The sequence below is a fragment of the Cognataquiflexum nitidum genome (assembly GCF_022538055.1).
Taxonomy (GTDB): domain Bacteria; phylum Bacteroidota; class Bacteroidia; order Cytophagales; family Cyclobacteriaceae; genus Cognataquiflexum; species Cognataquiflexum nitidum.
The window spans coordinates 1-20580 of record NZ_JAKZAM010000027.1; the positions used below are offsets into that span (position 1 = coordinate 1).

Below are 20580 nucleotides of genomic sequence, written 5' to 3' on the forward strand. Positions count from 1 at the left end.
CGTTGCTGATCTTTTTCATAATGCAACTTTACGAAGTAATCACCGGCCAGGAAATATGGGGTTTATCGGATGGATACAAAACATTGGCCCTGGACTTGCCAAGATTTAGAAAATACCTTGCACTTACATCCAACCTATGGTATGCCGGCAATCTTTCGCCATTCCGTTCAGGAATCTGGATCTGAATTATCTGAGGCCCATTCTGGGAATTTGATGGCCTGGTGACAACCTCCTCAAAGGAGGAAAACGGCTTTCCGGAACCATAAATCCAAGTAGCCGAAAACTCAAAATTCTTGAATGCATATACCCCAAACCAGTTGATCTCGTGACGCTGATCGTGGTCTGCAAAAAAGGCCCTGCCCTGATTAATCCTTGGAAAGGTATATTTTACCTGAGACAGGGTATAAGTCACCCAACTTGAAAAATTTCCCAAATCTCTTTTGACCATCATTTCCACCCCTTTGGCTATCCCATCTCCTGAAGTGAAGACCCTGTTTTGGTCCTCAAATTGGGTTATCAGACTCCCATTTCTAAACGCGTATTCCATCAATCCTTCAAAGTTTTTTTGGAATAAGCTCAAAGTGAAAAGGTTTTTGTTTACCGCATATTCAATCCCCAACAAGCCATGCCAAGCCATCTGAACCGGAACATTCTTGCCATTGGCCAAAATCCAGAAATCACGGCTTCCCTCCAGGACATTCTTGGTATTGGATTGGTTGATAAACTGGTTATAAATCCCTGTCGCTCCCTTTAATTGAAGTGACTCATTTAGTTTATGGATAAATGAAAATCTGGGCTCAAAATAAATTTTCCCGGTGGAAGAAAAATAACTGCTACGAAGTCCCGGTGAGATAGAGAAGCTAGGACTCAGGACAAAAGTCCCTTGTAAATAATGTGCGAATAGGTATTCGTTTAGCTCGGATTTGTCCACCAGCAAAGAATCATTTGCCACGTATTGCAGCTGATTGTTATACAGAGAGCCTGATATTCCTGTTTCGATGGTGCTTGAATTTCCAAGGGTCCATTCATGATCGAGTTTGATGGTAAGATCCTCGATATTATTGAGCTGATCCTGTGATGCTACAGTCTGGAAATTTCCATGACTGGATGATTTGACGTCAGAAGTTGCTATTTCCTGAAAAGTGCTTTCGTAAAATGAATAAGAAATAAGGGCGCTTGAATGATTGGTGCTATTCCATTGCCTGGAAAAATTCAGGGAGGTTCCCACGTTTCCCCAGTTTATTACCCCCAGCTTTTTTGTTGACACTAAAAGGGTATCTCTAAAATTTACCTGTGAATTTTCCGTATAGTTCAGCAAATCATTGCTGTCATAAAAGCTAAATGAAATTTGATTTTTGGCGCCTACTTTGGAAGATATTTTGAAGTTGATATCTGAATAGTAAAAATCAGGTTTTACCTCAGTTTGGATATTCCGCGGGAATAAAGTACCCCGCGCGCCTTCGGTTATGCTGCTCTCGAAGATGGAAAAAATATCCTCAAACAACGAAGAAGACCACACATCAGTGTAAGACCTTCTACCCGAAAAGAATAAAGTGGCGCCTTTGTCAGACAAGGGGACTTCCAGGGACGTATTGACGCTGAGCAAATTAAATCCCAAGGAACCTTTTGTCTCATTTCGGTTCCCATCCTTTCCCGAAATATCGACAACACTTGACGCCCTGCCCCCATACTTTGCTTCAAAACCGCCTTTGTAAAGTCTCAAAGACTTGATAGCATAAGGATTAAAAGCGCTGAAGTACCCAAAAAAATGGTCAACGTGATACACGGTGAATCCATCGAATAAAAACAGATTCTGGTTGTTGGTCCCGCCATTGATATTGAGTCCGGAAGAAATTTCATTGGTCGCATTTACCCCCGGTAATAACTGAAGGGATCTCAATACATCCACCTCTCCCACGGAAGGAGTCTGCCTGGTATTGATGGGGTTGTAAGTGATTTTGCCCGCCTGACCTCCTGTGCTGAAATGGTCAATTTCCTGATCTGCAATAATGTATTCTGCCAGCTCTGTCAGCTTGGCTTTCAGCCCAATCCTTATTCTTTTATGTTGGTTTTGTTCACTGAGTACGATGACAGTATCCTGATACCCAAGATAGGAAACACGGATCTTGTTGATTTTTCCGGTATCTGAAATGAAAAAATAGCCTTCCTCATTTGACAGAAAGTTTCTTTGGTTTTCCTCATTCCAAACCGTCGCGTAAGGTAAGTTTTCACCTGTAAGGGCATCACTGATGACTCCTGAAAATTCAGAAAATGCAAGCGGTTCATTTTGCCGTTGCTTCTGCTTTTTGATGATGATGGTATTCTCATCTATCAGTTCAAAGCTGAGGTTTGTATTTTCCAAAATCTTCACAAAGGCTTCCTCAATCGAAAGATTCTGTATGCTTACATTGACCAAAACATCCCGGACATTTTTTTCACTGAAAGCGACCTTGAGTCGGTAGTTTCTTTTCAAAACCTGAATGACTTCTTTGAGGGGAACATTTCTAAACTCCTCATTGACCACAGTTGCCCTATTTGCCAACGTGACATTGGCAATTAGAAGAAAAAAAAGTACAGGAAAGAGGGTTCTCAGCATGCGGGTTTTCGATGATTGAAACTCATTTTGTTGTGGAAACAACAAGCTCTATGGGGAAGCGGCCATCAGTATTTTGGATTTAGATGATATTTTGATCTGTAGGTTTATTTGGTAAATGTAAACTCCAATAAATTGCCGTTGCGGACGTATTGTAAACCCAGGGGTTCACAAATCAATTTGAGCGCTTTGTCCAGGTCCTTATTGTCGAAGTATCCTGTATATTTTTGATTTCTTAATTCCTTAGGAAACGAGATTTCAAGGTCAAATTGTCTTTCTAATTCTGAGATGACATCTTCTACATTCTCCTCTTCAAAATAATATTCACCCATCAGCCAAGTGGGGCTGCTTGAAGTAGAAAGGGAATAAGACTGCAGATCAGATTGGACAATAGCCACCCCATCACCCGGTAAGAGTACCACTTTTTTCTGTGTGGCATTGGAAGTGACTGCTACTTTGCCGCTGAGGCATTCCACCTCATATTTTCCCGGCCGGGAATAAATGTTAAAACTCGTGCCCAGGATTTGAGTCAATCCTAAAGTGGAATGGATTTCAAATTTTTCACCTTTTTGGATTTCAAAGAATCCTTCCCCCTCAAAGGTCACTTTTCTTCTGAAATTCCATAAAAATTTATTGTACACGATTCGGGAATCAGCATTCATATTGACGACCGATCGGTCAGGCAATTCTACTTTTTCAAATGCCATTTTGCCCACTTCGACAGTTATTTCATTGAATACGATCAGGGCATAAAGGGAAATGACGATCAAGGTCAATGAGGCTGCTATTTTATAGACAATGTGAATTGGTTTTTTGGCGTCAGCTATGGGGTGAAAGACCCGGGTTTTGGACTCCAAAGGAAGCTCCTGATCAAGCAAATCCATCATGTTTGAAACGGCATCCTCATTTGGCTTTTCCACAGTAGGAAAGGATAATAGCTTGTCTTTAATTATTTTATCAAACTTTTCCATTTTTCTTTAATTGGATTTTTCCAAAAGTGCCCGCTTTAATTTTGCCCTTGCGATAGACAGATTGGATTTAGATGCCCCTTCAGAAATCCCGAGTTTCTCTGCGATTTCATGATGTTTGTACCCTTCCATGACATAGAGGTTGAAGGTGATTTTGTAAGAAGGTGAAAGACCTTGGACCAGCACCATTATTTCCTCTGCCGAAAGGGCTTCCAATGCATCTTCGGATCCGCTTGACACATCGTATGCCTGATCGATATCATCCTGGAAGTAATGTTTTTTATTCTTTCTGAAATGATCTATGGCTGTATTGACAAAAATCCTGCTCATCCATGCTTTGATTTCAAGTTCAGGATTGTAGGTTTCTATGTTGGTAAATACCTTCAAAAAGCCATCATTGATCATTTCTTCGGCTTCGGCCTTGGAGTGGGAATACCTCAGACAAATACTCATGGCAAAGCCATAATACTTCCTATAAAACGCTGCCTGTGCATTTCTTTGGTTGGACTTGCATCCCAAAATCAAGTGCTTTTCCTCTTCTGTCATTCGAAATGTTGAAATGACTCCGGAAATATTTCGATCCCCGGAGTCAAAGCCAAACCAAATATATACTTATCCTTTATGCATTCCACAGGTTTTCAATTCAATAAACTCTCCGCTTTCGTCAAAAATCAAAGCGCCTATGCCGGCCACCAAGACATGAATCTCCACTTCTCCTTTTCTCGTACCCTTGCGTGCTCTCAAAATTTCATTGTCGGGATAATTCTCGGCGACGTAGGAGGCAATGGTTTCAGGAAGGTCTTCAATTTCAATTTTTTGGAAATTTGCGCAGATTCTTACCGGTCTTTCCCTCAATTTCAAAAACTCTCCGTCTGCATCGAAAATCACGATCCCTATTTCCTTGACAAGGACATGGTATTGATTCAATGCCCCCCTCTCAATGAAAATGACCTTAATTATTACATTTTCTGAATAGTTTTCCCTCAAGTATTCTTTAGCAGCATCCGGCAAATCAGCAGGGTCGATAACATTTGGCTTAGGTCCATCTTCTCCCGGCCTTCTCGGAGGACGGCCAAAGCCACCTCTTTTTCTGTGTCTTCCTTCACAATCCACTTCCGCGCCATCTTCTCCGAAAGCCTGGATCCTGCCATTTTCGGAAAACACCAAATTCATCTGATTGGTGAGATTTGCTTCAAATGAAACTTCCCTACCGTCGGTAATCCGAAAAGCGGAAGTTACCACCTCTCCTTCAAAATTGTCAGAAATAAATGTTACCGCCGATTGGGGAAGATCAACGTCGGTTATTTCTGTGACAGATATATCCTCTCCCGGCAATCCTTCTTCCTGTTGGCATCCACTGATAATTCCCATAAAAATGGAAGCCATTAAAATTTTCTTTAACATGTTGTTTTCAGTTTTTGTGGAACATAAAATTTTTGAATTTGAACCAATACGGAGGCTGTTGTAGAAATGGTTGGTAGGGTGATGAAAAATATTTTTCACTAGTATAACTTTAAATCAACCGGAGTTTTAATCAGACTTCATACTTTCATTCGAAAACGCTTTCAGGTTAATTGGAATCTGAATTTTGATTTTTTCTATTACTTAGTTCTCTCTGACTAAAGTAGGTTCCCAATAACTCAAGAATTCCTACCTTGGGGAAATTTTACAATATGACCTCACCATCCACGCTTACTTATGCTGAGCAAATTGATTTTGCTTTTGACTATATCAAAAGATTATATCCCAAAACTCCTCAAGTGGGTATTATTCTAGGCACCGGTTTGGGACAATTGATCCAAAATATTGAGATTGAATTGGAAGTGTCCTACGACACTATTCCATTTTTCCCCATTTCCACGGTAGAAAGCCATAAAGGAAAATTGATTTTTGGGAAGTTGTCGGGTAAATCTGTCGTCGCCATGCAGGGAAGATTTCATTATTATGAAGGTTATTCCATGAAGGAAGTGACCTTTCCGGTGCGTGTGATGAAAAAATTGGGTATCGGACATCTTTTTGTCTCCAATGCGGCAGGAGGTTTAAATCCTGATTACAACATCGGCGAACTCATGATCATCAATGACCATATTGATCTCTTTCCTGAAAATCCCCTAAGAGGCAAAAACCTCGATGCATATGGGGTGAGGTTTCCGGATATGTCCGAACCCTATGACCTGTCTTTAGTCAAAAAAGGTTTGGATATCGCTACCTCCAACGGGCTGAAAGTCCATCAGGGAGTTTATGCCGCTGTGCAGGGTCCAAACCTCGAAACCAAAGCCGAATACAAATACCTCAGAACGATAGGCGGCGATGCGATAGGAATGAGCACAATCCCTGAAGTCATCGTGGCGAGACATATGGAATTGCCTGTTTTTGCGATATCCGCAATCACAGACCTTTGCTCTCCCGGAAAGGTCAGGAAAATCAGCCTTGCGGAAGTCTTGGCAGGAGCTGCCAAAGCCGAACCGGGCATGAGTCTGATCATACGGGAATTGGTAAAATCACTTTGAAATTGACTATCTGATTCACTCAATGCTATGATAAAGGAACAGGCTGCAGTTGATTTTTTGAAATCACAGATTATCGAATTCCCCGAGACTGCTATCATCTTGGGTTCAGGTCTTGGAGGATTGGTGGATGAAATCGACATTAAGAAAAGGATTCCTTACTCGCAGGTTCCTCACTTTCCTGTTGCGACCGTCGAAGGTCATGGTGGGGATTTGATTTTTGGAGATTTGGAAGGTGTGGCCATTTTGGCAATGAACGGCCGCTTTCATTATTATGAGGGCTACGACATGGCAGATGTGGTTTTTCCCTTGCGGGTGATGAAATTGGTTGGGATCAAAAGATTGGTCATCACCAATGCTGCCGGGGGATTAAATGAAGAATTTGAGGTTGGGGATTTGATGCTGATAGAAGATATCATCAGTCTGCTTCCTGAAAATCCCCTGCGTGGAAAAAACACTGAAGAGTTTGGCCCAAGGTTTCCCGATATGAGCCAACCATTTGATCTAAGCTGGTTGGAAAAGGCCAAGTCCGCTGCCATAAGAGTGGGGATCAAGCTGAAAACGGGAACCTATATCGGATTGCCGGGGCCAAAGCTGGAGACCAAAGCTGAAATCAGGTATTGCAGGATTATAGGGGGAGATGCTGTCGGGATGAGTACTATTCCCGAAGTGATCGCCGCCAACCACATGGGCATAAAAGTTTTGGGGATATCTGTGATTACCAATGAAAGTATTCCAAAAGTTGCCAAAGAATTTACCCATGCTGACGTTGTGGCTACTGCAAATAAAGCGGGAAAGAAGTTGGTGGAGTTGGTTAAGGCTGTTTTATAGGATGAGATTTCAAAGTGATCGGATATTGATTGATATTAGATATTAATGGATATTAGTTTGTACACCAACCCATTAACAGGTTTTGACACCAACTCACATTATTTCGCTCCTGTCCAAAAAGAAATAATTAAAAAAGGCTCCCACGGTATAATGGAAGCCTTTTATAGATTTTGCAATCTTCAAATTAACTTGAATAAACAATAATCACGTTTGAATCTGAACCAATATCAATCAATATCCAGTATCAATTAATATCGATGATATTGATCAAACCGTCATAATCTCATGTTCTTTCTTCACAAGAAGTTCATCGATTTTGGCAGAATAGCCATCAGTGAATTTTTGGACGGAATCTTCTGCTCTTTTGATTTCATCCTCAGATGCTCCTTCTTTTTGGAGTTTCCGGAGTGATTCGTTTGTTTCTTTTCTCACGGTTCTGATGGAGATTTTCCCTGATTCACATTCGTTTTTGGCTTGTTTTACTAAGTTTCTTCTCCTTTCCTCGGTCATAGGCGGAATCGTCAGGATGATGATTTCCCCGTTGTTTTGAGGAGCAAGGCCAAGGTCAGAGTTGATGATAGATCTTTCGATTTCGTTGATCAGGTTTCTTTCCCATGGCTTTATGGTGAGGGTTCTCGCATCCGGTGTGGTCACTGAAGCTACTTGCTGAAGTGGAGTAGGAGAGCCGTAATAGGCGACCATGATTCCATCCAACAGGTTGGGCATGGCTTTACCGGCCCTGATTTTCAACAGTTCAGCAATTGTGTGGTTGACCGCTTTTTGCATCAATTCTTTGGCTTCTTCCAGGTACAGTTGAATTTCTTCCATAGTTTTGTCTGTATTAGTTTGAAGTGATTAATGTTCCGATATCTTCTCCTATGACAATTTTGTCAAGATTGCCAGGTTTGTTCATGTCAAAAACGATGATAGGCAAGTTGTTTTCCTGACAAAGGGTAAAGGCCGTCATATCCATGATATTCAGGTTTTTTTCGTAGGCTTCTTGGTAAGAAAGTGAACTGTACTTGGTTGCGCTTTTGTCTTTTTCAGGATCTGCTGTATATACTCCATCTACCCGCGTTCCTTTCAGGACCACATCAGCTTCGATTTCTATTGCCCTCAAAGCTGCGGTGGAGTCAGTAGTGAAATAGGGGTTGCCTATGCCTGCTCCGAAGATGACGATTCTGCCTTTTTCTAGGTGACGGATAGCCCTTCTCCTGATAAATGGCTCGCATACACTTTCAACTTTGATTCCTGACATCAATCTGGTGTACATGCCTCCCTGCTCAAGTGCGCTTTGAAGAGCCATTGCATTGATCAATGTGGCAAGCATTCCCATGTAATCACCTTGAACCCGGTCAATTCCGGCATTTTCTGCCTGAACTCCTCTAAAAATATTGCCTCCTCCGATGACAATGGCGATTTCTACTCCTAAGTCCTTTACTCGTCGGATTTCTTGGGCATATTGTTCAAGTCTTTTGGAGTCAATTCCGTAGTTTTTTTCTCCCATCAGCGCCTCTCCGCTAAGTTTCAGCAATATCCTTTTATACTTCATTGTTGGTTTTTAAATGTGAAAAAGAGCTAACTCAATCAGGTTGGTAAATTGATAAATCCGACAAATATAAAGCCTTACTTTAGAAATCTAAACCCATGGCTTCTTAAAATTGGATCAGAACCTGATTTTTCTCCACACTTTGTCCTTTTTTTATTTTGATGGCTTTGACGGTTCCGTCTCCAGGGGATTTCAAGATGTTCTCCATTTTCATGGCTTCCAGAATCAGTACCGCCTCTCCTTTTTTTACCTCATCGCCTTCTTTGACTTTGATATCAAATATCAGCCCCGGCATGGGTGCTTTTATTTCCTTGGCAGTTTGACTCTTGAGGTTGTTCATTCCAAGTTTTTCCAACAACAGGTCAAATTTGTCTTTTATCGTTATCTCACAAGGTTTATTGTTGAGTTTGAGTTTTACTGTTTTGGTTTCTACATCCAGACTGACCAATTCCAGGTTGAATGATTGGCTGTTGTAAAGGACATGGTAGTGTCCGGTTCGAATTTCAGAAATATCCCAATCAAGGATATTTCCGTTTACACTTACCGTTTCTTTTGATTTTTCTACCTCAAAAACCGAATTCTTGATACTAACTGAATACATTTCCTTTATTTTGCGATAAATATACAATTAATCTTTAAAAAGCATTTTCATGGTATTCAATAAACCCAAGGCACTTTTTGCCATTTCTGTTTTCTTGATTTGGTCATGTCAAAGTTCAAAACCCGTGGCGGACCAGGAGGTCCAAAAGGCAATAGAAGCCTCCAATGAGGCAATTGAAGATCCTGTATCCATCGACTCTTCCTCAATCAAGGCTTTGATTCCGGCATTAGAATATAAGATTGCTGCCTATAGAGGTTCTGACACAAGGCATTTTGACTTGTTGCATACAGCTTTGGATTTGTCATTTGACTATCAGAAAGAGTGGGTGAATGGTGTCGCTGTCCTTACATTGAAACCTTACTTTTATCCACAAAGGGAGCTAGTCCTTGACGCACAGGATTTTGATATCCATGTTTTCTCCTTGATAAATAAAGGAAAGGAAACTGAGTTGAATTTCCGATATGACAGTCAAATAGTGACTGCTTATTTGCCCCAAACATATACTTCAAAAGATACCCTTACTGTCAGAATAAAGTATACAGCCAAGCCAAATGAAAATCCCCAACTTGGAAGCGCGGCCATTACCGATACCAAAGGGCTGTACTTTATCAATCCACGGGGAGAGGAACCCAATAAACCTACGCTTATTTGGACGCAGGGGGAGACCGAACATAATTCCAAGTGGTTTCCTACCATAGATTCTCCGAATGAAAGAATGACCCAGGATATCAGAATGACGGTTGATAAAAAATACAGGACAATCAGTAACGGTATTTTGAAATCAAGTAAAGAAAATGGAGATGGTACAAGAACGGACCATTGGGTGATGGACTTGCCCCATGCCCCCTATTTGGCAGCGGTGATTGTCGGGGACTATGTGGAGATCCAGGACGAGTGGGAAGGAATGCCTGTAAGGTACTATGTTGAAAAAGAATTTGAAGAAGGAGCAAAAACGGTATTCCAAAATACACCTGAGATGATCGGTTTTTTCTCCAAAGTCCTTGGAGTCAGGTATCCTTGGCAAAAATATGATCAGGTTGTTGTCCGCGATTTTGTATCAGGAGCGATGGAGAATACCACGATCTCGGTATTCATGGAGGAACTAAACCTGGACGCCAGGGGAGCGATTGATTCGGAGTGGGACGGTATCATTGCGCATGAATTATTTCATCAATGGATTGGAAATTATGTTACCAATGAATCTTGGGCAAACCTGACATTGAATGAAGCTTTTGCTAACTATTCCGAATACTTGTGGTATGAATATAAAAACGGAAAGGATGATGCAGACATGCACCATATTTCTGAAATGGAACAATATTTTGAGGAATCACAAGAAAAACAGGTTGATCTGATCCGTTTTTACCATGAAGATTCTGAAGATATGTTTGACAGCCATTCCTATGCAAAAGGAGGAAGGATTCTTCACATGCTTAGAAGACATATTGGAGATGAGGCTTTTTTTGAAGCTATAAAGCAATACCTGACCAAGCATGCATTTTCGAGTGTTGAAGTTCACGACCTAAGGCTGGCTTTTGAACAGGTTACAGGACAAGACTTCAATTGGTATTTCAACCAATGGTTCCTTGGTTCAGGGCATCCCATTCTAGCATATGAGGTGGATTACAGCCAACCTGAAAACCTTCTGCTGACTGTGTCCCAAAGGCAGGATTTGACCAAGACTCCTTTGTATAGGATTCCGTTTAAAGTAAGTTGGTACCATGAGGGCAAGAGATATGAAAAAGAATTGGTCTTGGACAAAGCTTGGCAACAATTTGCAATAGAAAACAAAGTTCCTTTGACTGAATTGTATGTGGATGAAGCCTTGGAGTTGTTGGCGCAAAAAAGATCCTCTAGGGGCGCTGACCATTTCAAAAAACAGTTCAACATTTCAACTTTGGGAGTTTCAAGATTCGAAGCATTGGACAGTTTGGCTAATTCATTTGCAGATGATCCGGAAGTTGCTTCCTTGGTTGGAAAGGCATTGAATGACCCTTTTTGGGCGATCAGGGAAGCTGCTATCATGCATGTAGCCCAGCATCCGGATTGGTTATTGGAAATTTCAGGTCTTGAAGAGAGATTATTTGAAATGGCGGAAACAGATCCCAAGAATACAGTGAAGCAAGGCGCCATTGAAATGCTGAGTTTGTTAGACCCGGATAAATATGCTCCTTATTTCATGAAATGGTTGGATCATCCTTCCTATTATGTGTCAGGGGCTGCATTGGCGGCGTATTTGGAAAATGAAAACAATGCACAAAGAGGAGAATTGGCAACAAAATTTGAATCCGAAAAAAACATCAGGTTATTGGTGCCAGTGGCGGAATACTATATCACAAATCTTGTTGCGGGTAAATCGGATTGGTTTCACGACAAATTAAGTGTGCAAAGTGGCCAATCACTTTATTATTTCCTCGGATATTACAGCGAATATTTTGTACAGAATCCTGGTGAAGGAACCGAGAAAGCAATTAATAATTTATATGCCATTGCAAAAGATAACACCTCCAATTACGTCAGGATTGGGGCCTTTATGGGACTGTTTGGATTCATAGATGAGCCGGGAGTATTGGAAAAAGCAAAAGAATTATTCTCACTCGAAAAGGATGAATTAGCCAAAAGATATGAGGAATTTTTCCTCTCTCAATACCTTGAAAAAAATTAAATCATTGATTTTTATGTGATTAATGCAGGCATTTAAAAAATACCTTGAAATTTTCAGGCATAATTTTGAATGTTTAGGAAAAGGGTATAATTTTGCCATCCGTTAAGAATACAAAAACTCGATTTGGGTTAAATTCTTAGCAAAAAGTCAGTTGGGGGAATACCAAAGCGGCCAACTGGGACGGACTGTAAATCCGTTGACTTATGTCTTCACAGGTTCGAATCCTGTTTCCCCCACAAAGTGTGAATTGCAAAATAATTTATTACTTTTGCACAGCATTTCAAAAGCGGGAGTAGCTCAGTTGGTAGAGCGGCAGCCTTCCAAGCTGCAGGTCGCGGGTTCGAGCCTCGTCTCCCGCTCTATGCTTTTATAAGCAGAGCGAATGTTATCAGCCGACGTAGCTCAGGGGTAGAGTACTTCCTTGGTAAGGAAGGGGTCACGGGTTCAATTCCCGTCGTTGGCTCTGAAACATTTAAAAAAACTTAAATAAATTATAACCTTAACTAAAACAGAGGATTTTCACGCATGGCAAAAGCAACCTTTGACCGTTCAAAACCGCACGTTAACATCGGTACGATTGGTCACGTAGACCATGGAAAGACAACTTTGACTGCTGCCATTACTACAGTTTTGGCGAAAAAGGGTCTTTCTGAATTAAGAGATTTTTCTTCTATCGACAACGCGCCGGAAGAAAAAGAAAGAGGTATTACAATCAATACTTCTCACGTAGAATACTCTACAGAGAAAAGACACTACGCTCACGTAGATTGTCCTGGACACGCTGATTATGTGAAAAACATGGTTACAGGTGCTGCTCAGATGGACGGTGCTATTCTAGTAGTAGCTGCCACTGATGGACCTATGCCTCAGACAAGAGAGCACATCCTTCTTGCACGTCAGGTAGGTGTTCCTGCGCTTGTTGTATTTATGAACAAAGTTGATATGGTGGACGATCCTGAGCTTCTTGAGCTTGTGGAAATGGAAATCAGAGAACTTCTTTCATTCTACGATTTTGATGGAGATAACATCCCTGTAATAGCGGGTTCTGCTCTTGGTGCACTTAACGGTGAAGCTAAGTGGGAAGATACAGTTATGCAGTTGATGAATGCTGTTGATGATTATATTCCAATTCCTGAGCGTTTGATCGACAAAGATTTCTTGATGCCTGTGGAAGACGTATTCTCAATCACCGGACGTGGTACTGTTGCTACTGGTAGAATTGAAAGAGGTGTAATCAACTCTGGAGATCCTGTAGATATCATCGGTATGGGTGCTGAGGGACTTAAGTCTACAGTAACTGGTGTGGAGATGTTCCGTAAAATCCTTGACAGAGGTGAAGCAGGTGATAACGTAGGTCTTTTGTTGAGAGGTATAGAAAAATCTCAAATCAGAAGAGGTATGATTATCTGTAAGCCAAACTCTGTGAAGCCTCATGCTCACTTCAAGGCCGAAGTTTATGTTCTTTCCAAAGAAGAAGGTGGACGTCATACACCATTCTTCAACAAATACCGTCCACAGTTCTATTTGAGAACGACTGACGTTACCGGAGAAATCATGCTTCCTGAAAACGTCGAAATGGTTATGCCAGGTGATAACGTTACAATTGAAGTTAACTTATTGAACAAAGTAGCACTTGAGAAAGGTCTTCGTTTCGCTATCCGTGAAGGTGGTAGAACAGTAGGTGCCGGTCAGGTGACTGAAATTCTTGACTAACAAGTTTTAGAATTTATATAATTTCAAATGCGATCCTGAATAAAATTTTAGGATCGCATTTGTATCTCATCCCATTTCTGACTACCTTTGCGTTCCTTTTGGGGACTTAAAATTCTACGGGCATAGTTCAATGGCAGAATAGCGGTCTCCAAAACCGTTGATGGGAGTTCGAATCTCTCTGCCCGTGCACAAAATGTAGTAAACCATGAATATTAAGAGTTTTGTTATCGAATCAATCGACGAAATGAAAAATAAGGTCACATGGCCTTCGTATTCGTTTTTGCAAAACAGTGCTGTTTTGGTAATAGTCGCATCTCTCATTTTTGCCCTTGTAATCGGGGCGATAGACTTGGGATTCGAAAAGTTAATGAAATGGTTTTACGATCTATTCTAATTGAATAATACTGATGGCTGAACATAAGTGGTACGTACTTAGGGTGGTAGCCGGACAAGAGAAAAAAACCAAGTCTTACTTGGATAATGAAATTGTCCGTCAAAAACTTGAGGAATTTATTCCTGAGGTTTTGATACCCTCCGAAAAAGTTTACGAAATGCGTAATGGCAAAAAGAGAGTCCGAGAGAGAAATTTCTTCCCCGGCTACGTTTTGATCAATGCGGATTTGACTCACGGTGAAGCCAATCACGTTATTACAAGTATCCCGGGTGTCATCGGTTTCTTAGGATCAAACCAGGGGGGAGCTTCCAAAACCCCTGAGCCATTACGCCAGTCTGAAATCAACAGAATCTTAGGACGAGTTGAGGAGATTGATGAGTTTGCCGTGAAGCTCGATACACCATTTATAGTTGGAGAGACAGTCAAAGTAATGGACGGTCCTTTCAGTGGTTTCTCGGGAGTTATTGAAGAGGTGTTTGAAGACAAGAAGAAATTGAATGTTATGGTCAAGATCTTCGGTCGAAATACACCGGTAGAATTAAACTTTATACAAGTAGAAAAACAAGATTAAGAAATGGCTAAGGAAATCACAGGTTATGTGAAATTACAGGTGAAAGGTGGCCAGGCAAATCCATCACCTCCGGTTGGTCCGGCTCTTGGTTCCAAGGGTTTGAACATCATGGAGTTCTGTAAGCAATACAATGCCCGAACCCAAGATAAAATGGGTCAGGTATTGCCTGTTTTGATTACTGTTTTCTCTGACAAAACATTTGAATTCGTAGTAAAAACTCCTCCTGCTGCAAACATGCTGCTTGAGGCTGCGAAGGTCAAAAGTGGTTCCGCAGAGCCTAACAGGAAAAAAGTAGGTTCCGTTACTTGGGATCAGGTAAAGGAAATTGCTCAGGTGAAAATGCCTGACTTAAACGCTTTCAAAGTGGAATCTGCCATGAAAATGATTGCAGGTACTGCTAGAAGTATGGGTATCACTGTTTCGGGTAAAGCCCCTTGGGAGATATAATAATACAATTATGGCTAAGTTAACAAAAAAGCAAAAAGAAGCTCTTTCTAAGTACGACTCAAGCCAGCTGTACTCCCTAGAGGAAGCTTCTTCTATCGTTAAAGAAATTACCAGTGCAAAGTTTGATGCTTCTGTAGATATCGATGTCCGTTTGGGTGTTGATCCTAGAAAAGCCGATCAGATGGTGAGAGGTGTGGTGGCATTGCCACATGGCACAGGTAAAGACGTTAAAGTGTTGGTGCTATGTACACCTGACAAAGTAGAGGAGGCTAAAGAAGCTGGTGCTGATTATGTAGGTCTTGATGACTACATAGCTAAAATTGAAGGCGGTTGGACTGACATTGATGTCATCATAACAATGCCCAACGTGATGGCTAAAGTAGGTAGACTTGGTAGGGTTTTGGGACCTAGAGGCTTGATGCCTAACCCAAAATCTGGTACAGTTACTTTGGAAGTTGGAAAAGCTGTCAGAGAGGTTAAAGCTGGTAAAATCGATTTTAAAGTAGACAAATTCGGTATTATCCATGCAAGTGTTGGAAAAGTATCTTTTGAACCTGAAAAAATTCAGGATAATGTAAAAGAACTTATCAACACCATCTCCAAGCTGAAACCATCTTCTTCTAAAGGAACATATTTCAGGAGCATTCATTTGTCAAGTACACAATCTCCGGGAGTGAAAGTAGATAAAGGAAGTTTTCAAGGTATTTAATCATGACTAGAGAAGAAAAATTAGAAATAATCGAAGGTCTTACCGAGAAGTTTAAGGAAAATCCCTACTTCTATATCACTGATGCTTCAGGTTTTACAGTGGCACAGGTAAATGCCTTCAGAAGAGCTTGTTTTGATAAAGGTGTAGAGTACAAGGTTTACAAGAATACGCTGATCAAAAAAGCGTTGGAAAACCTTGATGCAGACTATACTGAATTTTCAGAAGTAGCTTTAAAAGGATTCACAGGTATTATCTTCTCAAAAGAGACCGGTAATCTTCCTGCAAAAGTAATCCTAGATTTCAGAAAGAAACTTGGTAAAAAAGAAGTGAGACCTTTGTTTAAAGGTGCTTCAATAGACTCAGGAATTTTCTTAGGCGAAGATCAGTTGGATGTATTATCCAACCTCAAGTCCAAGCAAGAGCTTATTGGAGATGTTATTGCGCTTCTTCAATCTCCTGCCAAAAACCTTATTTCTGCCCTTCAAAGTGGTCAGAATACGTTGGCAGGTCTTGTCAAGACCCTTTCCGAAAAAGAGTAAAATATTATAGTTATCAAATCAGTTAAAAAAAAATCAACAATTTAAATATTAATACAATGGCAGATCTTAAACAACTTGCTGATCAGTTAGTAAACTTGACTGTAAAAGAAGTAAAAGAATTGGCTGATATATTGAAGGATGAATATGGCATTGAGCCTGCAGCTGCTGCTGTTGCTGTTGCCGGTCCTGTTGGTGGTGCCGGTGCCGGTGCTGCTGAAGTGGAAGAAAAAACCTCTTTTGATGTAATCTTGAAAGCTGCTGGCGGTCAGAAATTGGCTGTTGTGAAGCTAGTGAAAGAATTGACCGGTCTTGGCTTGAAAGAAGCTAAGGAATTGGTTGACGGAGCTCCTAAAGCTGTTAAAGAAGGTATCGCTAAAGATGAAGCTGATGCTTTGAAGAAGTCTCTTGAAGAAGCTGGTGCCGAAGTAGAGATTAAATAATTTGAATAACCTTTCCTTCTAGGCAAAGGTTATAAATTAGGACCTGACTGAATAGTCAGGTCTTTTCCTGTTTGTGCACAGGTAATAAATTGCATTATTCTAAGCGAAAATTGTCGCATTTAGTTATTCATTATCACTAAAACATATACTGCCTTGGCTATCCAGAATCAAACCGTAAGGAAAAGTTTCTCATCTATTAAGGTAGTCAAAGACTATCCGGATTTCTTAGATATCCAATTACAATCTTTCAAAGACTTTTTCCAATTGGATACTCCCGCTGAAAAAAGAAGGCAAGATGGTCTGTTTAAGGTATTTTCAGAGAATTTTCCAATTTCGGATTCCCGTGAAAATTTCACCCTTGAATTTATTGACTACGCAGTTGATCCTCCAAAATATAGCGTTGAGGAGTGCATCGATAGAGGCCTGACTTATTCTGTTCCTCTCAAAGCAAAATTACGTCTTCTCTGTCACGATGAAGACAATGAAGATTTTGAAACCATTGAGCAAGAAGTATTCCTTGGTAATCTTCCTTACATGACCGAAAAAGGGTCATTTGTGATCAATGGTGCAGAAAGGGTAATTGTATCTCAGTTACATAGATCACCGGGTGTATTCTTTGCACAAAGCAAACATACCAACGGTACCAAGCTTTACTCTGCCAGAATTATTCCTTTCAAGGGTAGTTGGATCGAATTTGCTACTGACATCAATAATGTCATGTATGCTTACATTGACAGAAAGAAAAAATTCCCTGTTACAACCTTGCTAAGAGCCATTGGTTTTGGATCAGATAAGGAGATTCTTGATTTGTTTGGCCTTTCCGAAGAAATCGATGCTACAAAAAACAACCTTAAAAAAGTGTCAGGTAGAAAACTTGCAGCAAGGGTACTCCGCACTTGGGTTGAGGATTTTGTGGATGAGGATACAGGTGAAGTAGTGTCGATCGATAGAAATGAAGTCTTGTTGGAGCGGGATTCTATTCTAACAGATGAAGATATATCCTTGATATTGGAATCAGGCGCTAAGTCAATTATTCTTCATAGAGAAGATGTGAATGTAGCTGATTTCTCTATTATTTATAATACCCTACAGAAAGACAACTCCAACTCCGAAAAAGAAGCAGTTGAAGTTATCTACCGTCAACTAAGGAACACGGAAGCCCCTGATGAGGCAACTGCCCGTGAAGTTATTCACGGCCTTTTCTTCTCTGATAAAAGATACGATCTAGGTGAAGTCGGTAGATACAGAATCAATAAAAAATTAGGATTACAGATTGATCCTGAGAAAATTGTTTTGACAACTGAAGATATCATTAGCATTGTGAAGTATTTGATCGGCTTGATCAATTCCAAAGCAGTTGTAGATGATATCGATCACTTGAGCAATAGAAGGGTTCGTACAGTAGGAGAACAGTTGTACAGTCAATTCGGAGTTGGTCTTGCACGTATGGCAAGAACAATCAGAGAAAGGATGAACGTCCGTGACAATGAAGATTTCAAGCCTGTTGACTTGATCAATGCCCGTACATTATCTTCTGTAATCAATTCCTTCTTTGGTACCAACCAACTTTCTCAGTTCATGGACCAGACCAATCCACTTGCGGAACTTACTCACAAGAGAAGATTATCAGCATTGGGTCCGGGTGGACTTTCAAGGGAAAGAGCAGGATTTGAAGTCCGAGATGTTCACTATACGCACTATGGGCGTTTGTGTACGATCGAAACTCCGGAAGGTCCAAACATTGGTTTGATATCCTCGCTTTGTGTTCATGCTAAAGTGAACTCAATGGGTTTCCTCGAAACTCCATATAGAAAAGTGAAAGAAGGTAAAGTAAGCATGAATGCCAATGATATTGTTTTCTTGACTGCAGAAGAAGAAGATGACAACAACATTGCACAGGCAAATGCGCCATTGGATGCCAATGGAATCTTTATCAACGAAAAAGTAAAAGCAAGATTTGAAGGTGATTTCCCGGTTTTAGAACCAAAAGAAATCAGCTATATGGATGTTGCTCCCAATCAAATTGTATCAGTGGCAGCATCTTTGATTCCCTTCTTGGAGCATGATGATGCCAACCGTGCCTTGATGGGATCTAACATGCAGCGTCAGGCTGTTCCATTATTGAAGCCTGAGGCTCCAATTGTTGGAACTGGCCTGGAAGCAAAAGCCGCAACCGATTCTAGATCTTTGGTATTGGCTGAAGCAGACGGCGTAGTAAGATATGTCGATGCAAGCAAAATTACCATCAAGTATGCCCTTACTGAAGATGATCTTTTGGTCAACTTCAGTGATGAGTATAAGACTTATGAATTGGTTAAATTCCGAAGAACCAACCAAGATACTACCATCAACATTACCCCATTAGTACTGAAGGGAGAAAAAGTAACCAAAGGACAGGTACTCGTTGAAGGTTATTCTACAAACAATGGTGAGTTGGCTTTAGGTAAAAACCTGATGGTGGCTTATATGCCTTGGCAAGGATATAACTTCGAAGATGCGATCGTAATTTCTGAAAGAGTAGTAAGAGAAGATGTGTTTACTTCTATTCACATAGAAGAATTCCAACTTGAAGTAAGAGATACCAAAAGGGGAGAAGAAGAATTGACTTCTGAGATCCCTAACGTTTCTGAAGAGGCTGTTAAAAACCTTGACGAAAACGGTATCATCAGAGTTGGAGCAGAGGTGAAAGAAGGTGATATCATTATCGGTAAAATCACTCCAAAAGGCGAAACTGATCCGACTCCGGAAGAGAAGTTGTTGAGAGCAATCTTTGGAGATAAAGCCGGTGATGTTAAGGATGCTTCCTTGAAAGCTTCTCCATCATTGAATGGTGTTGTAATCGAGACCAAACTATTCTCAAGACCTAAGAAAGACAAAGACCTTAGGGCCAAGTCAAAAGCTGAGGTTGAAAAATTGAAGGGTAAATATGCCAAGGATCTTTTGGGAATCCGTGCTAAAATGATCAACAAATTGGTCACGCTTCTTGACGGTAAGACGTCTCAAGGTGTAAGACATAAATTCGGTGATGAGATTATCAGCAAAGGGGTTAAGTTCAATTTGAAAAATATTGAACAAAACCTTTTCCCTGCAAAAAATCCATACAGAGATGAGTCCAATTACAATGTTCCTGAGGAGGCTAATTTGATTTCTGATATCATCCTTGATGATTGGACTGAAGATGCGCATACCAATGTTTTGATCCAGAAATTGGTTAAGAACTATGTGAACTCCAGAAACGAAATCTCAGGTAGATTCAAGAGAGATAAATTTACCCTTGAAGTGGGAGATGAACTTCCTGCGGGTATCGTTCAGCTTGCCAAAGTTTATGTTGCCAAAAAACGTAAATTGAAAGTAGGGGATAAGATGGCAGGGCGTCACGGTAACAAAGGTATTGTGGCCAGAATCGTAAGAGAGGAAGATATGCCTTTCTTGGAAGATGGTTCTCCAATGGATATCGTACTCAACCCACTTGGTGTACCTTCTAGGATGAACATCGGTCAGATCTATGAGACAGTTCTTGCCTGGGCAGGTATGAAGCTTGGCAAGAAGTATTCTACGCCAATCTTTGACGGTGCCACTATGGAAGAAGTATCTCATGAACTTGACCTTGCAGGATTGCCTTCTTATGGTAGGACATACCTATACGATGGTCTTTCAGGTAAGAGATTTGATCAGCCGGTAACTGTAGGGATTACCTACATGTTGAAACTCGGTCACTTGGTGGATGACAAGATGCACGCAAGGTCTATCGGACCATATTCTTTGATCACGCAGCAGCCTTTGGGCGGTAAAGCCCAGTTTGGTGGTCAGCGTTTTGGAGAAATGGAGGTTTGGGCGCTTGAAGCATTTGGAGCATCCCATGTGTTGCAGGAAATCTTGACTGTGAAATCTGATGACGTGGTGGGTAGAGCCAAGGCATATGAGGCTATAGTAAAAGGTGAAAACCTTCCTAAGCCAAATATCCCTGAATCATTCAACGTATTGGTTCACGAGCTAAGAGGTCTTGCACTAGAAATTACCCTTGATTAATAAAATTTCAATGGGCCGTAAGGC

General features: G+C 40.9%; 18 protein-coding genes and 4 tRNA genes. 15 read left to right on the forward strand and 7 right to left on the reverse strand.

The window, feature by feature from the left end:
- Nucleotides 1-28 precede the first annotated feature (28 nt).
- The 4 genes from MMU07_RS16455 to MMU07_RS16470 all read right to left on the reverse strand — a co-directional run bounded on the left by MMU07_RS16455 (nucleotide 29) and on the right by MMU07_RS16470 (nucleotide 4965).
- Nucleotides 29-2596 carry a carboxypeptidase-like regulatory domain-containing protein gene (locus tag MMU07_RS16455; protein ID WP_241127382.1) on the reverse strand — a complete coding sequence of 856 codons (2568 nt, stop codon included), beginning with the start codon at nucleotides 2594-2596 and terminating at the stop codon, nucleotides 29-31.
- Nucleotides 2597-2700: 104 nt separating this feature from the next.
- Nucleotides 2701-3564: a FecR family protein gene (locus MMU07_RS16460; protein ID WP_241127392.1), complete on the reverse strand. Its 864-nt coding sequence runs from the start codon at nucleotides 3562-3564 to the stop codon at nucleotides 2701-2703.
- 6 nt (nucleotides 3565-3570) lie between these two features.
- The gene (locus tag MMU07_RS16465) at nucleotides 3571-4107 is read right to left on the reverse strand and encodes an RNA polymerase sigma factor (protein ID WP_241127395.1); all 537 of its coding nucleotides are present in this window, start codon (nucleotides 4105-4107) and stop codon (nucleotides 3571-3573) included.
- 66 nt (nucleotides 4108-4173) lie between these two features.
- Entirely contained in the window at nucleotides 4174-4965 is a 792-nt protein-coding gene (locus MMU07_RS16470; protein ID WP_241127397.1) for a PepSY-like domain-containing protein, read from the reverse strand.
- 269 nt (nucleotides 4966-5234) lie between these two features.
- Between MMU07_RS16470 and MMU07_RS16475 the strand changes: the two genes are divergently transcribed.
- Together MMU07_RS16475 and MMU07_RS16480 are read left to right on the forward strand one after the other, a co-directional pair.
- The gene (locus tag MMU07_RS16475) at nucleotides 5235-6071 is read left to right on the forward strand and encodes a purine-nucleoside phosphorylase (protein ID WP_241127399.1); all 837 of its coding nucleotides are present in this window, start codon (nucleotides 5235-5237) and stop codon (nucleotides 6069-6071) included.
- A 27-nt stretch (nucleotides 6072-6098) separates the two neighbouring features.
- Nucleotides 6099-6899 carry a purine-nucleoside phosphorylase gene (locus MMU07_RS16480; RefSeq protein WP_241127401.1) on the forward strand — a complete coding sequence of 267 codons (801 nt, stop codon included), beginning with the start codon at nucleotides 6099-6101 and terminating at the stop codon, nucleotides 6897-6899.
- 267 nt (nucleotides 6900-7166) lie between these two features.
- Here MMU07_RS16480 and frr read toward each other — a convergent pair whose 3' ends face one another.
- From frr to MMU07_RS16495, 3 genes are all read right to left on the reverse strand, one after another.
- Nucleotides 7167-7727: a ribosome recycling factor gene (gene frr / locus MMU07_RS16485; RefSeq protein ID WP_241127403.1), complete on the reverse strand. Its 561-nt coding sequence runs from the start codon at nucleotides 7725-7727 to the stop codon at nucleotides 7167-7169.
- 13 nt (nucleotides 7728-7740) lie between these two features.
- Entirely contained in the window at nucleotides 7741-8451 is a 711-nt protein-coding gene (gene pyrH / locus MMU07_RS16490; RefSeq protein ID WP_241127406.1) for a UMP kinase, read from the reverse strand.
- Between the two features lie 103 nt (nucleotides 8452-8554).
- Nucleotides 8555-9049, reverse strand: a complete 495-nt coding sequence (locus MMU07_RS16495; RefSeq protein WP_241127408.1) for an acyl-CoA carboxylase biotin carboxyl carrier protein subunit — start codon at nucleotides 9047-9049, stop codon at nucleotides 8555-8557.
- 49 nt (nucleotides 9050-9098) lie between these two features.
- Between MMU07_RS16495 and MMU07_RS16500 the strand changes: the two genes are divergently transcribed.
- The 13 genes from MMU07_RS16500 (at nucleotide 9099) to rpoB (ending at nucleotide 20556) form a co-directional block, all read left to right on the forward strand.
- Entirely contained in the window at nucleotides 9099-11714 is a 2616-nt protein-coding gene (locus MMU07_RS16500) for a M1 family metallopeptidase (RefSeq protein ID WP_241127410.1), read from the forward strand.
- A 153-nt stretch (nucleotides 11715-11867) separates the two neighbouring features.
- Nucleotides 11868-11950: transfer RNA gene (locus MMU07_RS16505), tRNA-Tyr, on the forward strand.
- A gap of 50 nt (nucleotides 11951-12000) precedes the next feature.
- Nucleotides 12001-12073, forward strand: a tRNA-Gly gene (locus MMU07_RS16510).
- 32 nt (nucleotides 12074-12105) lie between these two features.
- Nucleotides 12106-12177, forward strand: a tRNA-Thr gene (locus MMU07_RS16515).
- 62 nt (nucleotides 12178-12239) lie between these two features.
- Nucleotides 12240-13427, forward strand: coding sequence for an elongation factor Tu (gene tuf / locus MMU07_RS16520; RefSeq protein WP_241127412.1), 1188 nt, complete (start codon nucleotides 12240-12242; stop codon nucleotides 13425-13427).
- Between the two features lie 116 nt (nucleotides 13428-13543).
- Nucleotides 13544-13614, forward strand: a tRNA-Trp gene (locus MMU07_RS16525).
- A gap of 18 nt (nucleotides 13615-13632) precedes the next feature.
- On the forward strand, nucleotides 13633-13821 hold the full coding sequence (gene secE, locus MMU07_RS16530) for a preprotein translocase subunit SecE (protein ID WP_241127414.1): 189 nt from the start codon (nucleotides 13633-13635) through the stop codon (nucleotides 13819-13821).
- Between the two features lie 13 nt (nucleotides 13822-13834).
- Nucleotides 13835-14392 carry a transcription termination/antitermination protein NusG gene (gene nusG, locus MMU07_RS16535; protein WP_241127416.1) on the forward strand — a complete coding sequence of 186 codons (558 nt, stop codon included), beginning with the start codon at nucleotides 13835-13837 and terminating at the stop codon, nucleotides 14390-14392.
- A gap of 3 nt (nucleotides 14393-14395) precedes the next feature.
- Entirely contained in the window at nucleotides 14396-14839 is a 444-nt protein-coding gene (rplK, locus tag MMU07_RS16540; RefSeq protein WP_241127418.1) for a 50S ribosomal protein L11, read from the forward strand.
- Nucleotides 14840-14849: 10 nt separating this feature from the next.
- Entirely contained in the window at nucleotides 14850-15548 is a 699-nt protein-coding gene (gene rplA / locus MMU07_RS16545) for a 50S ribosomal protein L1 (protein ID WP_241127419.1), read from the forward strand.
- A 2-nt stretch (nucleotides 15549-15550) separates the two neighbouring features.
- Nucleotides 15551-16087 (forward strand): 50S ribosomal protein L10, encoded by a 537-nt coding sequence (rplJ, locus tag MMU07_RS16550; RefSeq protein ID WP_241127420.1) that lies wholly within the window; start codon nucleotides 15551-15553, stop codon nucleotides 16085-16087.
- Between the two features lie 56 nt (nucleotides 16088-16143).
- A complete protein-coding gene (gene rplL / locus MMU07_RS16555) occupies nucleotides 16144-16527 on the forward strand; it encodes a 50S ribosomal protein L7/L12 (protein ID WP_241127421.1) in 384 nt (127 codons plus the stop codon).
- A gap of 153 nt (nucleotides 16528-16680) precedes the next feature.
- Nucleotides 16681-20556: a DNA-directed RNA polymerase subunit beta gene (rpoB, locus tag MMU07_RS16560; protein ID WP_241127422.1), complete on the forward strand. Its 3876-nt coding sequence runs from the start codon at nucleotides 16681-16683 to the stop codon at nucleotides 20554-20556.
- Nucleotides 20557-20580 lie beyond the last annotated feature (24 nt).

Bases quoted from the DNA above. Each gene is read 5' to 3' on its own strand.
- MMU07_RS16460 (WP_241127392.1), bottom strand. From the start codon at position 3,564: ATGGAAAAGTTTGATAAAATAATTAAAGACAAGCTATTATCCTTTCCT.
- pyrH (WP_241127406.1), bottom strand. From the start codon at position 8,451: ATGAAGTATAAAAGGATATTGCTGAAACTTAGCGGAGAGGCGCTGATG.
- MMU07_RS16455 (WP_241127382.1), bottom strand. From the start codon at position 2,596: ATGCTGAGAACCCTCTTTCCTGTACTTTTTTTTCTTCTAATTGCCAAT.
- rplJ (WP_241127420.1), top strand. From the start codon at position 15,551: ATGACTAGAGAAGAAAAATTAGAAATAATCGAAGGTCTTACCGAGAAG.
- frr (WP_241127403.1), bottom strand. From the start codon at position 7,727: ATGGAAGAAATTCAACTGTACCTGGAAGAAGCCAAAGAATTGATGCAA.
- rplK (WP_241127418.1), top strand. From the start codon at position 14,396: ATGGCTAAGGAAATCACAGGTTATGTGAAATTACAGGTGAAAGGTGGC.
- MMU07_RS16475 (WP_241127399.1), top strand. From the start codon at position 5,235: ATGACCTCACCATCCACGCTTACTTATGCTGAGCAAATTGATTTTGCT.
- MMU07_RS16465 (WP_241127395.1), bottom strand. From the start codon at position 4,107: ATGACAGAAGAGGAAAAGCACTTGATTTTGGGATGCAAGTCCAACCAA.
- MMU07_RS16495 (WP_241127408.1), bottom strand. From the start codon at position 9,049: ATGTATTCAGTTAGTATCAAGAATTCGGTTTTTGAGGTAGAAAAATCA.
- MMU07_RS16500 (WP_241127410.1), top strand. From the start codon at position 9,099: ATGGTATTCAATAAACCCAAGGCACTTTTTGCCATTTCTGTTTTCTTG.
- rplA (WP_241127419.1), top strand. From the start codon at position 14,850: ATGGCTAAGTTAACAAAAAAGCAAAAAGAAGCTCTTTCTAAGTACGAC.
- MMU07_RS16480 (WP_241127401.1), top strand. From the start codon at position 6,099: ATGATAAAGGAACAGGCTGCAGTTGATTTTTTGAAATCACAGATTATC.
- tuf (WP_241127412.1), top strand. From the start codon at position 12,240: ATGGCAAAAGCAACCTTTGACCGTTCAAAACCGCACGTTAACATCGGT.
- nusG (WP_241127416.1), top strand. From the start codon at position 13,835: ATGGCTGAACATAAGTGGTACGTACTTAGGGTGGTAGCCGGACAAGAG.
- rplL (WP_241127421.1), top strand. From the start codon at position 16,144: ATGGCAGATCTTAAACAACTTGCTGATCAGTTAGTAAACTTGACTGTA.
- MMU07_RS16470 (WP_241127397.1), bottom strand. From the start codon at position 4,965: ATGTTAAAGAAAATTTTAATGGCTTCCATTTTTATGGGAATTATCAGT.
- secE (WP_241127414.1), top strand. From the start codon at position 13,633: ATGAATATTAAGAGTTTTGTTATCGAATCAATCGACGAAATGAAAAAT.